At 58.9% G+C, this 13,924-nt stretch carries 12 protein-coding genes; 5 read left to right on the top strand and 7 right to left on the bottom strand.

Annotated elements, in window-relative coordinates; translation table 11 throughout:
* Positions 1 to 43 precede the first annotated feature (43 nt).
* The 4 genes from JAO82_RS08845 (at position 44) to ilvN (ending at position 4,061) form a co-directional block, all read left to right on the top strand.
* Positions 44 to 487, top strand: coding sequence for an RDD family protein (locus JAO82_RS08845; protein WP_198686021.1), 444 nt, complete (start codon positions 44 to 46; stop codon positions 485 to 487).
* 79 nt (positions 488 to 566) lie between these two features.
* On the top strand, positions 567 to 1,388 hold the full coding sequence (locus tag JAO82_RS08840) for an arginyltransferase (RefSeq protein WP_198686020.1): 822 nt from the start codon (positions 567 to 569) through the stop codon (positions 1,386 to 1,388).
* Positions 1,389 to 1,693: 305 nt separating this feature from the next.
* The gene (locus tag JAO82_RS08835; protein ID WP_198686019.1) at positions 1,694 to 3,445 is read left to right on the top strand and encodes an acetolactate synthase 3 large subunit; all 1,752 of its coding nucleotides are present in this window, start codon (positions 1,694 to 1,696) and stop codon (positions 3,443 to 3,445) included.
* Between the two features lie 55 nt (positions 3,446 to 3,500).
* Positions 3,501 to 4,061: an acetolactate synthase small subunit gene (ilvN, locus tag JAO82_RS08830; protein ID WP_198686018.1), complete on the top strand. Its 561-nt coding sequence runs from the start codon at positions 3,501 to 3,503 to the stop codon at positions 4,059 to 4,061.
* Positions 4,062 to 4,083: 22 nt separating this feature from the next.
* Here ilvN and JAO82_RS08825 read toward each other — a convergent pair whose 3' ends face one another.
* From JAO82_RS08825 to JAO82_RS08800, 6 genes are all read right to left on the bottom strand, one after another.
* Entirely contained in the window at positions 4,084 to 4,407 is a 324-nt protein-coding gene (locus tag JAO82_RS08825; RefSeq protein WP_198686017.1) for a hypothetical protein, read from the bottom strand.
* Between the two features lie 271 nt (positions 4,408 to 4,678).
* Positions 4,679 to 5,482 carry a DUF2189 domain-containing protein gene (locus tag JAO82_RS08820; RefSeq protein ID WP_198686016.1) on the bottom strand — a complete coding sequence of 268 codons (804 nt, stop codon included), beginning with the start codon at positions 5,480 to 5,482 and terminating at the stop codon, positions 4,679 to 4,681.
* 119 nt (positions 5,483 to 5,601) lie between these two features.
* A complete protein-coding gene (prfB, locus tag JAO82_RS08815; RefSeq protein WP_198686015.1) occupies positions 5,602 to 6,726 on the bottom strand; it encodes a peptide chain release factor 2 in 1,125 nt (374 codons plus the stop codon).
* A gap of 110 nt (positions 6,727 to 6,836) precedes the next feature.
* Positions 6,837 to 9,377, bottom strand: a complete 2,541-nt coding sequence (locus JAO82_RS08810) for a penicillin-binding protein 1A (protein WP_198686014.1) — start codon at positions 9,375 to 9,377, stop codon at positions 6,837 to 6,839.
* A 91-nt stretch (positions 9,378 to 9,468) separates the two neighbouring features.
* A complete protein-coding gene (locus JAO82_RS08805; RefSeq protein ID WP_198686013.1) occupies positions 9,469 to 10,689 on the bottom strand; it encodes an N-acetylmuramoyl-L-alanine amidase in 1,221 nt (406 codons plus the stop codon).
* On the bottom strand, positions 10,686 to 11,831 hold the full coding sequence (locus JAO82_RS08800; protein WP_198686012.1) for a pyridoxal phosphate-dependent aminotransferase: 1,146 nt from the start codon (positions 11,829 to 11,831) through the stop codon (positions 10,686 to 10,688). Before JAO82_RS08800 ends, JAO82_RS08805 begins: the two co-directional genes overlap by 4 nt.
* A gap of 156 nt (positions 11,832 to 11,987) precedes the next feature.
* Between JAO82_RS08800 and JAO82_RS08795 the strand changes: the two genes are divergently transcribed.
* Positions 11,988 to 12,737: a DsbA family protein gene (locus JAO82_RS08795; RefSeq protein ID WP_198686011.1), complete on the top strand. Its 750-nt coding sequence runs from the start codon at positions 11,988 to 11,990 to the stop codon at positions 12,735 to 12,737.
* Positions 12,738 to 12,774: 37 nt separating this feature from the next.
* On the opposite strand, the gene ispG is transcribed toward JAO82_RS08795, so the two are convergent.
* On the bottom strand, positions 12,775 to 13,896 hold the full coding sequence (gene ispG / locus JAO82_RS08790) for a flavodoxin-dependent (E)-4-hydroxy-3-methylbut-2-enyl-diphosphate synthase (RefSeq protein ID WP_198686010.1): 1,122 nt from the start codon (positions 13,894 to 13,896) through the stop codon (positions 12,775 to 12,777).
* Positions 13,897 to 13,924: the final 28 nt, after the last annotated feature.

The following is a 13,924-nucleotide window of genomic DNA, read 5'->3' as shown; positions in this document are numbered from 1 at the left end:
TCCGCCCCCGGCGGGGCGTGGTCGCAACCGAACAGAGCCCGCGATGACCAATCTGCCCGATCCTGATTTTCAACCGCAATTCTATGATGGCGTTCCCGGCAAGCGCCTGCTGGCATGGATCATCGACACCATCCTGATCCTGCTTTTTTGCGTGATCACGGTCATTTTGACTGCCTTTGTCGGCGCCTTCGTTTGGCCCATCCTCGTGGTCTCAATCAGCTTTGTGTACCGCACCCTGACGCTGGCCAGTGGGTCGGCGACATGGGGCATGCGCTTTGCGGGTGTCGAAATTCGCGCCGCCGACGGTGCCGAACTCGACCTGCTGCAGGCGGCGTTGCATACGCTGGGCTATATGATCTCAATGGCGTTACCGATCGTTCAGATCGTCTCGATCATCCTGATGCTGACCGGCGCGCGTAAACAGGGCCTGACCGACCTCGTGCTGGGAACCGTGGCGTTGAACCGCCGGGCAGTGCTGCATGTCTGAGAAACCGGGTTGGCGCGTGGCGTAACCGTTGTTATCATCGATCGTTGTCGCAACCGCGCCGATCCAAACGGGGACCCAAATGCGCCACACTCTGCCAATCGCGCCACAATTCTATGTGACTGCACCACAGCCCTGCCCCTACCTTGAGGGCCGGATGGAACGCAAGCTGTTCACTGCCCTGCAAGGCGACGACGCGGCACGACTGAACGACAGCCTGTCGCAACAAGGCTTTCGACGCTCACAGAATGTGCTTTACCGCCCCTCCTGCGCCGATTGCGCGGCCTGCCTGTCGGCCCGCATCGACGTGTCGCAGTTCCAGCCGAGCAAAAACCACAAGCGCACCTCACGGCGCAATCGCGACTTGCTGCGCCGGGCCACCTCGCCTTGGGCAACCGAAGCGCAATACGCTCTATTTCGCGAATATCTGGAGGCACGTCATGCCGATGGCGGCATGGCCGATATGGACGTGTTCGAATTCGCGGCAATGATCGAGGAAACCCCGATCCGCAGCCGGGTAATCGAATATTCAGACCCCGGGCAAGAGGCTTTAATCGGTGTCAGTCTGACCGATGTTCTCGAAGACGGGCTGAGCATGGTCTATTCGTTCTACACGCCCGATCGTCCTCAGGCATCTCTGGGCACCTACATGATCCTCGATCACATCGACATCGCGCGCGAGGCCGGACTGCCCTATGTCTATCTGGGTTACTGGGTGCCGGGCAGCCCAAAGATGGGCTACAAGGCGCGGTTTTCGGGGCTTGAAGTCTATCGGAACGGCGAATGGTCACCAATGACGGATCCCGAGGCTTATGAGGACGAGATGCATCCGCTCTCGGCGGACCCGATCGCCGAACAGGTTGCCAATCTTCATCTTCCCGATCGTCGCGCCAGTGGCGGCTAAAGATGGCTTGACGACCGCCCGTCGCATCAAAATATCGCGCATCGAAGCTTCAAAGCAATAAATAAACGAAATGTGTCCTTGAGAGCACCTTTGCCAAGCGATTGGCTGTTGACCCTTACTGCCGAGGCACATAGTGTCCGCGCAGTATCAAGGAGACCCCTGTTATGGCCACCCTAGTGGTAATTGTAGGAACCAAGCGCATGGGCCGGTAACGGTATTACCATAACCAGACCCCATGCGCCTCCGAGAGTTTTCGGGGGCTTTTTTGTGCGTAATGCAGCGATGTCGCGGATGGAGCAAAGCAGATGACACGTGAGATGACCGGAGCAAAGATGGTGGTTCAGGCGCTGAAGGATCAGGGCGTGGACACGATATTCGGCTATCCCGGCGGCGCGGTGCTGCCAATCTATGACGAAATCTTCCTGCAAAATGATATCCGCCATATCCTTGTACGCCACGAACAAGGCGCTGTGCATGCCGCCGAAGGCTACGCGCGCTCGACTGGCAAGCCCGGCGTCGTTTTGGTGACCTCCGGTCCCGGTGCCACCAACGCGGTGACCGGGCTGACCGATGCTCTGATGGACAGCATTCCGATTGTGGTCCTTACCGGTCAGGTGCCAACCTTCATGATTGGCTCCGACGCTTTTCAGGAGGCCGACACCGTCGGCATTACCCGGCCCTGCACCAAACACAACTGGCTGGTCAAAGATACCGAGCATCTGCCGGAGATCATCCACGAAGCATTTCATGTCGCGCTGTCGGGTCGGCCCGGTCCGGTGCTGGTCGATATTCCCAAGGACGTGCAATTCGCGACTGGCAGCTACAGCGCGCCCGACGCCTCGAAGAGCCACTACCAGCCCCGCGTCAAAGGCGACATCAGTTCGATCACCGAACTGGTCGCGGCCATGGAAACCGCCAAACGCCCCCTTTTCTATACCGGCGGCGGCGTCATCAATTCTGGCCCTGCCGCCAGCCAATTGCTGCGTGAACTGGTCGAGGCAACTGGGTTTCCCGTCACTAGCACTTTGATGGGGCTGGGGGCCTATCCTGCCTCCGGTAAGAACTGGTTGGGAATGCTGGGAATGCATGGCCTTTACGAGGCCAATCTGGCGATGCATGATTGCGATCTGATGATCAATATCGGGGCGCGCTTCGACGACCGAATTACCGGGCGTATCGACGCGTTCAGCCCCAAATCGGTCAAGGCGCATATCGACATTGACCCAAGCTCGATCAACAAGGTCATCAAGACCGACATTCCAATCCTTGGCGATGTCGCCAACGTGCTTCAGGATGTTCTGGATGTCTGGAAAGCGCGCGGGAGCAAGACCAATGTCGACGCCGTCGCCAAATGGCACATGAAGATCAACGAATGGCGCAAGGTGGACTGTCTGGCGTTCACCGAAAGCCCGAAAACGATCAAACCACAGCACGCGTTGCAACGGCTTGAGGCACTGACCAAGGACCACGATCGCTATGTCACCACCGAGGTCGGCCAGCACCAGATGTGGGCGGCACAATATCTTGGCTTCGAAGACCCAAACCGCTGGATGACCAGCGGCGGTTTGGGCACCATGGGCTATGGTTTCCCGGCTTCGATCGGCGTGCAGATGGCCCATCCTGACGCATTGGTAATCAACGTCGCCGGAGAAGCGTCGTGGCTAATGAACATGCAGGAAATGGGTACGGCGGTCCAGTATCACCTGCCAGTCAAGCAATTCATCCTGAACAACGAACGCCTTGGCATGGTACGGCAGTGGCAGGAGTTGCTGCATGGCGAGCGCTATTCACAAAGCTGGTCCGAGGCGCTGCCCGATTTCGTCAAACTTGCCGAAGCCTTCGGCGCCAAGGGTATATTGTGCACCGACCCTGCAGATCTGGATGACGCGATCATGGAGATGATCAACCATGACGGACCAGTGATTTTTGACTGCTTGGTGGAAAAGCATGAAAACTGTTTCCCAATGATCCCAAGCGGCAAGGCTCATAATGAAATGTTGCTGGGCGATGCTGATACTCAGGGCGTGATTGACGCTCAGGGCTCGGTGTTGGTCTGAGCATTTTCCAAACAGGCATCATCCTGTTTCGATCTGGAACAACGAAAGGCATATCATGTCAGCCCTGCATATCAAACGCGGCTCGTCCAAACATTCGGCCTATAATCTTCGCCCCACGTTTTCGGATGTGGATGAGCGCCACACATTGGCGGTGCTGGTCGAAAACGAACCCGGTGCTTTGGCCCGGGTGATCGGGCTATTTGCCGGTCGTGGCTACAACATCGAAAGCCTGACAGTGGCAGAGGTGGACCATACCGGCCACCTGTCGCGGATTACCATCGTCACCACAGGGACGCCGCAGGTGATCGAACAGATCAAGACACAATTGGGCCGCATCGTGCCGGTCCACGATGTTCATGATCTGACGGTAGAAGGCACGCCGGTCGAACGCGAACTGGCCATCCTGAAAGTCATCGGGGAGGGCGAAAAACGGGTCGAAGCGCTGCGGCTGGCAGACATCTTCCGCGCCAATGTGGTGGACAGCACCCTTGGCAGTTTTGTCTTTGAAATCACCGGAACGCCAGAAAAAATCGACGCCTTTGCAGATTTGATGCGTCCCTTGGGGCTTGTCGAAATTGCTCGCACTGGCGTAGCCGCGTTGTTGCGGGGCGCGTGAATCCGGCCGGCCGCGCGGAGCCTTATCCGGCGCGGCCGATCTTTTGGCATCTGTCATGAAAAGAAATGATCTCGGCCTTTGCAAAAGAGCCTGGGTCCGACTGCCTGGCAGATTCTGACGCATCGGCAAGCAATCTGTCGGCGAGATCGCTGAAAGCCCCCTCCACCATCATACGCGGGTTACGCGCACGGCGAAGATCTTGTTCCATCGACAGTTCAAATTGCACCCAATCGCCAGCATCAAGCGTCGGCCCTGTGCCCCCTTTGGGGCGGCGATAAAAGGCAAGGTCGCCATGATCTTCGCACCAGATTAGTGCCTTGCTGTCTTTTGTATCGCTCCAAAGCACAATTCCATTCATATTGCGTCCCGTTCTTCGTAACCTGAAGCTGTTTCCTCTGCGTGAGGCAGCGTCACTGGCTGCATTTTCGTCCCTGCTTTTGAGGTATTGGCTCCGGATATATTACTTAACGCCTGCGGCAGATCGGTACCGACAAACCCGGCTTATTCGTCGGCTGTGGCGCCGGATAAGGCCGGCAGTCGAGACCCCAACGGCTATGCGCGCATTTCGCACGCGGCTGAAACGATCACAGCGAATCGATGGCTGAAAGATCAAGTTTTCAGGCAAGGCGGGCTGCAACGGGTTCGGCGGTGCCGGAATGGGCGATCTCGTCATAGACATGCCAACTGGCATGGCCCAAGAGCGGCAGCACCAGAAAAAGCCCGATAAACCATGGCAGTATTGCAACAAACGTCGCCACAGCGATAAACGCGGCCCAGCCCAGCATCGGAACCGGATGCGCCTGCACGTATTGAAACGACGTGATCATAGCTGTCACGAAATCGACTTCGCGGTCGAGAATAAGTGGCAGGGCCAGCACTGTGATCATATAGAGCAACAGCGCAAACAGCGCGCCAACCGCAGTTCCGACCGCAAGCATGGTCAACCCGTTTGGCGTCAGGAAGACCTCGTAAGAGGTTGAGATATTGGTCATGGTGGACAGCCCCATGAACAGCGCGAATATCATGTGGCCAATAAAGAGCCACCACAGGAACACCACGACCATGATGGCGCAAATCGACGGCAGTTGCCCCCGCCCCTGAAGACGCACGATCGCAAAGACTGCGCGGCGATTAAGTGATTCTTGCGTCGCAATCCGGCGCGAGACTTCGTACAGGCCCGCAGCTGCGAACGGCCCGATCAACGGGAACCCGATCCCAGCCAAAACCAGCCAGTAGACCTCGCCAGTTGCCATGGTGACCCAGATCATCACCCAGCCAGCCAGAACATAGATACCGGCCAGCGTCAGGCCGTAAAACGGTGCTATTAGAAAATCCTGCCACCCTAGTAAAAGGGCGCGCCGTAAAACGGCAGCATCAATGGCCCGAAGTTCCGGTACTCCGTGCGGTCTTACTAGGTCCATCCGGCTTTCCCCCCTCCCGGTGCGCCGTCGGCACACAGCGTTTCCGCCGGGCGCAGACGATTCTCCACCCCATTAAAGCCGGAAAAGGAAATCTGTAAATCAGGGAATTCCCGTAGGGGTCAGGAGCCCTGTGCTTCGGCGCGGGTTTTGCCCGACAGGTTTTGAGCCAGCGTGGCCGCCATGAAGCCGTCTAGATCGCCGTCCAGCACACCCTTGGTATCCGAAGTTTCGTGATTGGTGCGCAGATCCTTGACCATCTGATAAGGCTGCAACACATACGAGCGGATCTGATTTCCCCAGCCCGCAGCGCCCTTGTTCTCATGCGCCTCGTTGATTGCGGCGTGACGCCTGTCAAGCTCCAGCTGATAGAGGCGCGATTTCAATGCTTTCATCGCTATATCACGGTTCTGGTGCTGGGATTTTTCGGAGCTGGTAACCACAATTCCGGTCGGGTTGTGGGTGATACGCACCGCCGAATCAGTGGTGTTGACATGCTGCCCGCCGGCGCCCGAACTGCGATAAGTATCGATGCGAATATCTGCAGGGTTGATTTCGATATCGATATTGTCGTCCACCACCGGATAGACCCAGACACTGCTGAACGATGTATGGCGCTTGGCGGCACTGTCATAGGGGCTGATGCGTACCAAACGATGCACCCCGCTTTCAGATTTCAGCCAGCCATAGGCATTGTGGCCGCTGATCTTGTAGGTGGCCGATTTGATCCCGGCTTCGTCCCCGCCGTTCTCGGATTGCAATTCGACCTTGTAACCGCGCTGTTCGGCCCAGCGGACATACATCCGCGCCAGCATCGACGCCCAGTCGCAGCTTTCGGTCCCGCCGGCCCCAGCGTGGATTTCGATGAACGTGTCGTTGGCATCTGCCTCACCGTCGAGCAACGCCTCAAGCGATTTTTGCGCGGCGGTTTCCGCGAGTTCCTTCAGCGCGGTCTGGGCATCAGCGACAACTTCGTCGTCGCCCTCCATCTCGCCCAACTCGATCAGCTCTATATTATCGGACAAATCCCGACTGATGCTGTCGTAAGTCTCGATCGCATCCACCAGCATCTGGCGGTCCCGCATGAGCTTTTGCGCCGCTTCGGGATCGTTCCACAAATCAGGGTCTTCAACGCGCGCGTTGAATTCCTCGAGCCGGTGCGTGGCTGTTTCACGGTCCATCCGTTGTGACAGAAGGTCCAGCGTTTTTTCGATTTCGGCAATGTGGTTCTGCGTCTCGGAGCGCATAGATGGTCCTACAATCTGAATTTTATCGGGTGATAAGGCAACACCCGGTTACGGGCAAGCGCCCGCAAAAATCAGGCGTCGGTAAAGTTCCATATAATGTCGTCATGAAATCAATACAATCCGCCCGAACTGATGGTGCCGAAATTGGCTTTCGGTCCAACGGTCGCCTTGCCTCCGGACGAGGTTTCCACCTGTCGTGAGCTTTCGCGCACCTCTTCGACCAGCGGCAGGTTCGAGCCCATCGCAAAACCGCCATCATAGGCAAGGCCAAAGATCGGCTCTTCTCCATCGCGGAAATATTCCGCCACGACGTTCTGGCCACTGGCATCATCCGAAAGGCGCGCGCCAGTAAAGCGGTCGATTTTTATAAAATGCCCGCCCGGCGGCACCTTGAACGGGCCACCGCCGTATTTCTTGGTCGCTTCGGTCATGAAGGACTGGAACACCGGCCCGCACATGGACGACCCATAGGCCCGCCGCCCCAGCGATCGTGGCCGGTCATAACCGATATAACACCCTGCGACGATATTGCTGGTAAAGCCGACAAACCACACATCGCGGGCGTCGTTGGTGGTTCCGGTCTTGCCCGCCGTGGGCACCGGCAGGTTGATCACGCCCGACGCGGTACCACGGTCCACCACTCCCTTCATCATCGAGGTCAGCTGATACGCCGTTATTGGGTCCATGACCCGACTGCGGTTGGACTCGATGCGCGGGGCAACACCTTGCGGCAGGTTGTCGACGCTGCAATCGAGACAATCACGCTGGTCGTGGCGGTAGATGGTCTTGCCGTAACGATCCTGAATGCGGTCGACCAACGTCGGCTCCACGCGCTCGCCACCATTGGCGAACATCGCATAGGCGGCGACCATCTTGTAAAGCGTGGTTTCCTCGGAGCCGAGCGCGTTGGCGAGATAAGTACCCATGTTGTCATAGACGCCAAAGCGTTCGGCATAGCCCGCAACGACCGGCATCCCCACCTCTTGCGCCAGACGGACGGTCATCAGGTTGCGCGACTGTTCAATCCCGGTGCGCAATGGCGTGGGGCCATAGAACTGGTTGGTGGAGTTGCGGGGCCGCCAGATGCCCTGTGGCGTGTTGATCTCGATCGGAGCGTCCACAACGATGGTCGCAGGGCTGTACCCACTGTCAAGCGCGGCGGCAAAAACGAACGGCTTGAATGACGATCCGGGCTGGCGCTGCGCTTGCGTGGCGCGGTTGAATACCGAATCCTGATAGGAGAATCCGCCCTGCATCGCCAGCACGCGCCCGGTATTGACGTCCATCGCCATGAAGCCGCCCTGCACCTCGGTCGTCTGGCGCAGCGTCCAGCGGATGAACGAGCCGTCGCTGTCGCTGGTCATGGCGCGTACCAGCACCACGTCCCCGACCGTCAAAAGATCGCCTGCGACCTGTGCCTTGCCGCGCTGGCCCTTCTTGCGCGCCCACTGAACATCCTTGGCCTCGATCCAGTGACCGCCTGCAACCTCGTCCACGCCCTCGATCCCGATCCGGGCATTCTGTGCACCGACTTCCAGCACCACGGCAGGGTGCCACTCGCCGTTCAAATTGACATCACGGGGCACGCGCGTATCAGCCAGTGCAGCGCGCCAGCGCTCTTCGGTGCCCAACTGCTCGGCGGCAATCGTCTTGCCAGTGCCGCGCCAGATGCCGATTCCGCGGTCATATTGCTCCAGCGCTTTCTGCAAGGCGCGCGCCGCCTCACGCTGCATTTCTTCATCAATGGTGGCACGTACAGTGAAGCCACCGGTGAAAAACTCGCCTTCGCCGAAATCCTCGCTCAACTGGCGGCGGATCTCGTCGGTAAAATAGTCACGCGACGGCAGGGCGGTGCGGAAGCTCTCAAAATCGCCATTCTGGACCGAACGCAGGGGTTGCGCCACTTCGGTTTCGTATTCCTGCGAACTGAGATAGCCGTTCTCGCGCATTTCCTTGAGCACGAAATTGCGCCGCGCCAGCAACCGCTCCTTTTGGCGCACCGGGTGATAGTCGCTTGGTGCTTTGGGCAGCGAGGCTAGAAATGCTGCCTCGTGCGGGGCCAGTTCCGCCAGCGTCTTGTTGAAATAACTCTGCGCAGCGGCGGTGACGCCATAGGAGTTCTGTCCCAGGAAAATCTCGTTCAGGTACAACTCGAGGATCTGCTCCTTGTCCAGCGTTTCCTCAAGGCGGGAGGCAAGGATGATTTCCTTGATCTTGCGCTCGAGCTGGCGGTCGCCCGACAGAAGAAAGTTCTTCATCACCTGCTGCGTGATGGTCGAGGCTCCGCGCACATTCTGACCACGCGACTTCACCGCCTCAAACACCGCGACCGCGATGCCACGCGTGTCATAGCCTTTGTGGGTATAAAAGTTCTTATCTTCGGCCGAGATGAACGCCTGCTTGACCAGCGCGGGAATTTCCGCCGCCGATGTGAACAGGCGGCGTTCACGGGCAAATTCGTCAATCATCTGACCTTCCGCGGAATAGATCCGGCTGATTGTCGGCGGCTTGTATTGCTTCAGTGATTCGTGGCTGGGCAGATCGTGGCCATAGATCCAGAACACCGCACCAAGGCTGATCGCCAGAACGACAATGCCCAGCGTCAAAAGCGAAAAAATCGCTCCGAAGAACGAGAGTATGAAACGGATCACGATGCAGCCTATTTTTGCGCGCTCATGCTTATATACGCGCGCTATCGGCAAGCGTCAAAGGAGACCCCGCGGAACTTCGCCGTAAATGGATCTATTTTCGCCGAAGGGCGCGCTGCACCGCATCGGCCTTGCGCCAGTTGACCAGACCGTTGCGGATGCCCAGAGCCATATTTTCGCGCCAAGCCGCATCTTGCAGGTTCCTTAGGTCGCGGGGACTGGACATGAACCCGACTTCGATCAGGATTGACGGGATGTCGGCGGCCTTCAGCACCGAGAACGCCGCGCGACGTAGCGGGCGGCGATTTATCGGGCTGCCGGTCTGGGAAATGCCATCTACAACCGCACGCGCCAGCAATTCCGTGCTGGGCTGGGTTTCGCGACGCGCCAGATCCAGCAGAATATCAGTCACCCGATCATCCATTGCGCTCAGGTCTATGCCGGAAAGAAGGTCGCCGCGGTCGTGGCGCTCGGCCAACTTGGCGCTGGCCTTGTCCGAAGCCTCTGCTGACAGCAAGTGCACCGTCGCGCCATGGGCCAGCCCTTCGGTCAAAGCGTCGGCGTGCAGCGAAATGAACACATCCGCCCGAGCCTGATGGGCCAGCGCGATACGGCGCTCCAGCGACACAAAATGGTCACTCTCGCGGGTCAGCATCACCTGAAAGCCGCCGCTGCGCAGCAGCACCTCGCGCAATTCGCGGGCAAAGGTCAGCATCAGATGTTTTTCCGCAACGTCTCCGGCCTCGGCGCCCGGATCAATACCACCGTGGCCGGGGTCCAGCACCACCACTAGGGGCGCATTTTCGCCACGAGTCGGGCGAAGCGGAGTCAGCGTAGGGGCCGGCAGGTCCCAACGCGGATCTGTCGGAGCGCCTGCCTTTGCAGCGAACCTATCAGCCGAGACCGGAGCCAGCGTCAGCACCAGATGCCCGGCCCCGCTATCGTCATCGATCCGCATTGCCGCCTGCCTGACTGCCATCGGCTGCACCAGTTCGGCCACCAGCCGCGACAAACCGGGAAGGTATCCGCCGAACTGCACCTGCGCGATGCGATTACTATCAAGCAAGGTCTCCCGGTCCAGCCCGCTCCAATCGACCTCCTTAAAATCGACCACCAGCCGGGGCGGGTCGTTCAGGGTAAACAGACGGTAAGGCACCCCCTGCGATAGCGCCAGATTGATGCCGACGGTGCCGCGGGCCTGGTCGCTGATCCGGCTGCTTTCAGGGATAATGCGGGCCAGCGCAGTAAACTCATGCGCACTGAGGTCGCTGCAAGACAGGGCAAAAACAACCAATGCGACCCAGACCCGGATCATCCCCGCGCGTCCATGAAACGTTTTAGCCGCTCCAGCCCCTCGATGATATCGCTGGTGGCGCGGGCATAGGAAAACCGCAATGTCTGGTGCCCCCGCACCGGGTCAAAATCCAGCCCCGGCGTCACCGCCACACCGGCTTTGTCCAGTATTTCAGCGGCAAAGGCGCGGCTGTCATTGGTCAGGGCGGAAACATCGGCATAGACATAAAACGCCCCGTCGGGCGGCGCGATCTCGGTAAAGCCAGCCTTCGGCAATCCCTCCAGCATCAGGGCATGGTTGCACCGATAGACAGCCAGATTTTCGTCCAGTTCATCGGTGCAATCCATTGCCGCGAGCGCCACGAGCTGACTGGCGTGGGGGGCGCAGATGAACATATTCTGGGCGATGCGTTCAACCACGCGGACCTGATCCTCAGGCACCACCATCCAGCCGACACGCCAGCCGGTCATCGAGAAGTATTTGGAAAACGAATTGATTACATAAACATCGTTGCTGAGTTCCAGCGCACTGATCGCGCGGGTATCATAATCCAGCCCGTGATAGATCTCGTCACTGATAAAGCTGGTGCCCTGCCCTGCCGCCGCTTCGATCAGCGCCCCCATCGCCGCGCGGTCAAGCATCGTGCCTGTCGGGTTGCCGGGCGAGGCAACCATCAGCCCCGCGAGATCAAGACCGACGAAATCCTGCGGCACAGGCTGATAACGGTTTTCCGGCGCAGTGGGCAGATCGACCGCCGTCAGCCCCAGCGCGCGCAGAATCTGACGATAGCTGGGATAGCCCGGGGCACCCACGCCGACACGGTCGCCGGAATCAAACAACGCCGTGAAGGCGAGCAGGAATCCAGCGGATGAGCCCGAAGTGACGATCACGCGCCCGGGATCAAGATCGACACCATACCATTCCCCGTAAAGCCGCGCGATGCGGGCGCGCAATTCCGGCAGCCCCAGCGAAACGGTATAGCCCAGCGGCTCTTCCATCATGCGTGTGGCCAGCGCTTGCATCGCACCTTTGGGCGCACCCGTTCCGGGCTGGCCTACCTCCATATGGATGATGCTGCGACCTGCCGCCTCGGCGCGGCGGGCGGCCTCCATCACATCCATCACAATGAAGGGATCAACCTGTGAGCGCATTGAGTTTCGCATCGCATTCTCCGATACTTCTGGATCAGATAGGGTTTGACCGCGTATCGCGCGCGCCGTCAATGGTAGGGTTAAGTTTGCTCCGCCTACGGACCGGCCCTTGGCAGGGCGACGCGAATATGCTCAATGCTCATGACAACCTGACAAAAGGAAACTAAAATGTTGCGTTTTGCCGCCCCCGCCTTGACGGCACTGGCCCTCGCCGCTCCGGTTCAGGCGCTGGACCTATCAGCTATGAGCGACGGAGAGCGCGATGCGTTTCGCGCCGAAGTGCGTGCCTATCTGCTGGAAAACCCCGAGGTGATCTTCGAGGCCGTCGCCGTGATGGAAGAGCGTCAGGCAGACGCGCAAACTCACGCCGATTTCACACTGGTTCAGACCAACCACGAGGCCATATTCAACGATGGGTTTTCGTGGGTGGGAGGCAACCCAGAGGGCGATATTACACTCGTGGAATTCATGGATTATCGGTGTGGCTATTGCCGCAGGGCCACCCCCGAAGTGGCAAAACTGCTGGAAGAAGACGGCAATATCCGCCTGATCGTAAAAGAGTTTCCGATCTTGGGTGAAGCCTCACTTATCTCGTCCCGCTTTGCCATCGCGACCAAACATCTCGCGGGCGCAGAGGCCTATGAAGCAGTGCACAATGCCTTGATGGAGTTCTCGGGGGATCCGGACGAGGTTGCGCTGATACGTCTGGCCGAAGGGCTTGGGCTGGACGGCAAGGCGGTCATGTCACTCATGGACAGCGACGCGGTGAACGCGGAAATCGCCAAAACGCGCGAACTGGCACAGCGCCTGCAAATTACCGGCACGCCGACCTTTGTGTTGCAAGACGAAATGCTGCGCGGTTACCTGCCCGGCGAGCAGATGGCAGCAATGATTGCGGAAAAGCGCGCGCAGGACTAACCGCCAAAGATACGGCGCGGGCGGGGTGAGCCCCGCCCTATTCGGCGGCTTGGGTCGTGGCTTCCAATTCCTCGGCCCGTTTTTCGACCTGCTCGACGATATGGTCGATCATCGCGTCATTGCCCAGTTTATGGCTTTGCTTGCCCGCCAGATAAACCATGCCGCTGCCCGCACCGCCGCCGGTATACCCGACATCAGTCATCAGCGCCTCGCCCGGGCCATTCACGACGCAGCCGATGATGCTCAGACTCATCGGTGTCTTGATATGTTCCAGACGCTTTTCCAGTTCTTCAACCGTCTTGATCACGTCAAAGCCCTGTCGGGCGCAAGAGGGACAGGAGATGATATTCACACCGCGATGACGCAGCCCCAATGATTTCAGGATTTCGAACCCGACCTTGATCTCCTCGATCGGATCGGCAGAGAGGCTGACGCGGACCGTGTCGCCGATACCCATCCACAGCAGATTGCCAAGGCCGATGGCGGATTTGATCGTGCCGCTGACCAGCCCGCCGGCTTCGGTAATGCCCAGATGGATCGGTGCATCGGTGGCCTCGGCCAATTGCTGATAGGCGGCAGCGGACATGAAGACATCCGATGCTTTCACGCTGATCTTGAACTCGTGAAAGTCATTGTCTTGCAGAATTCGGATATGCTCCAGGCCGGATTCGACCATCGCATCGGGGCACGGTTCGCCGTATTTTTCCAGCAGATGGCGCTCGAGCGAGCCTGCATTCACGCCGATCCGGATCGAGCAATTGTGATCTCGCGCCGCCGAAATCACCTCACGCACGCGCTTTTTATCGCCAATATTGCCTGGATTGATCCGCAAGCAGGCCGCCCCTGCTTCGGCCGCTTCGATACCCCTTTTGTAGTGGAAATGGATGTCGGCCACGATCGGCACCGGGCTTTCGCGCACAATCTCCCGCAGCGCGCGGCTCGACGCCTCGTCGGGAACCGAGACACGCACGATATCAGCACCCGCCTCGGCGGCGGCTTGAATCTGCGCCACGGTTGCCGCGACGTCGGTTGTCATCGTGTTCGTCATCGTCTGCACCGAAATCGGGGCATCGCCGCCGACGGCAACATTTCCCACCATGATCTGCCGCGATTTGCGGCGGTAGATATTGCGCCAAGGGCGAACGGGATTCAGCGACATGGCAGCGGCTCCGTCTTCATAAGGGTCT

It is taken from the genome of Pontibaca salina (assembly GCF_016307205.1).
GTDB lineage: Bacteria > Pseudomonadota > Alphaproteobacteria > Rhodobacterales > Rhodobacteraceae > Pontibaca > Pontibaca salina.
This window is presented reverse-complemented; position numbering and strand designations above follow the sequence as displayed.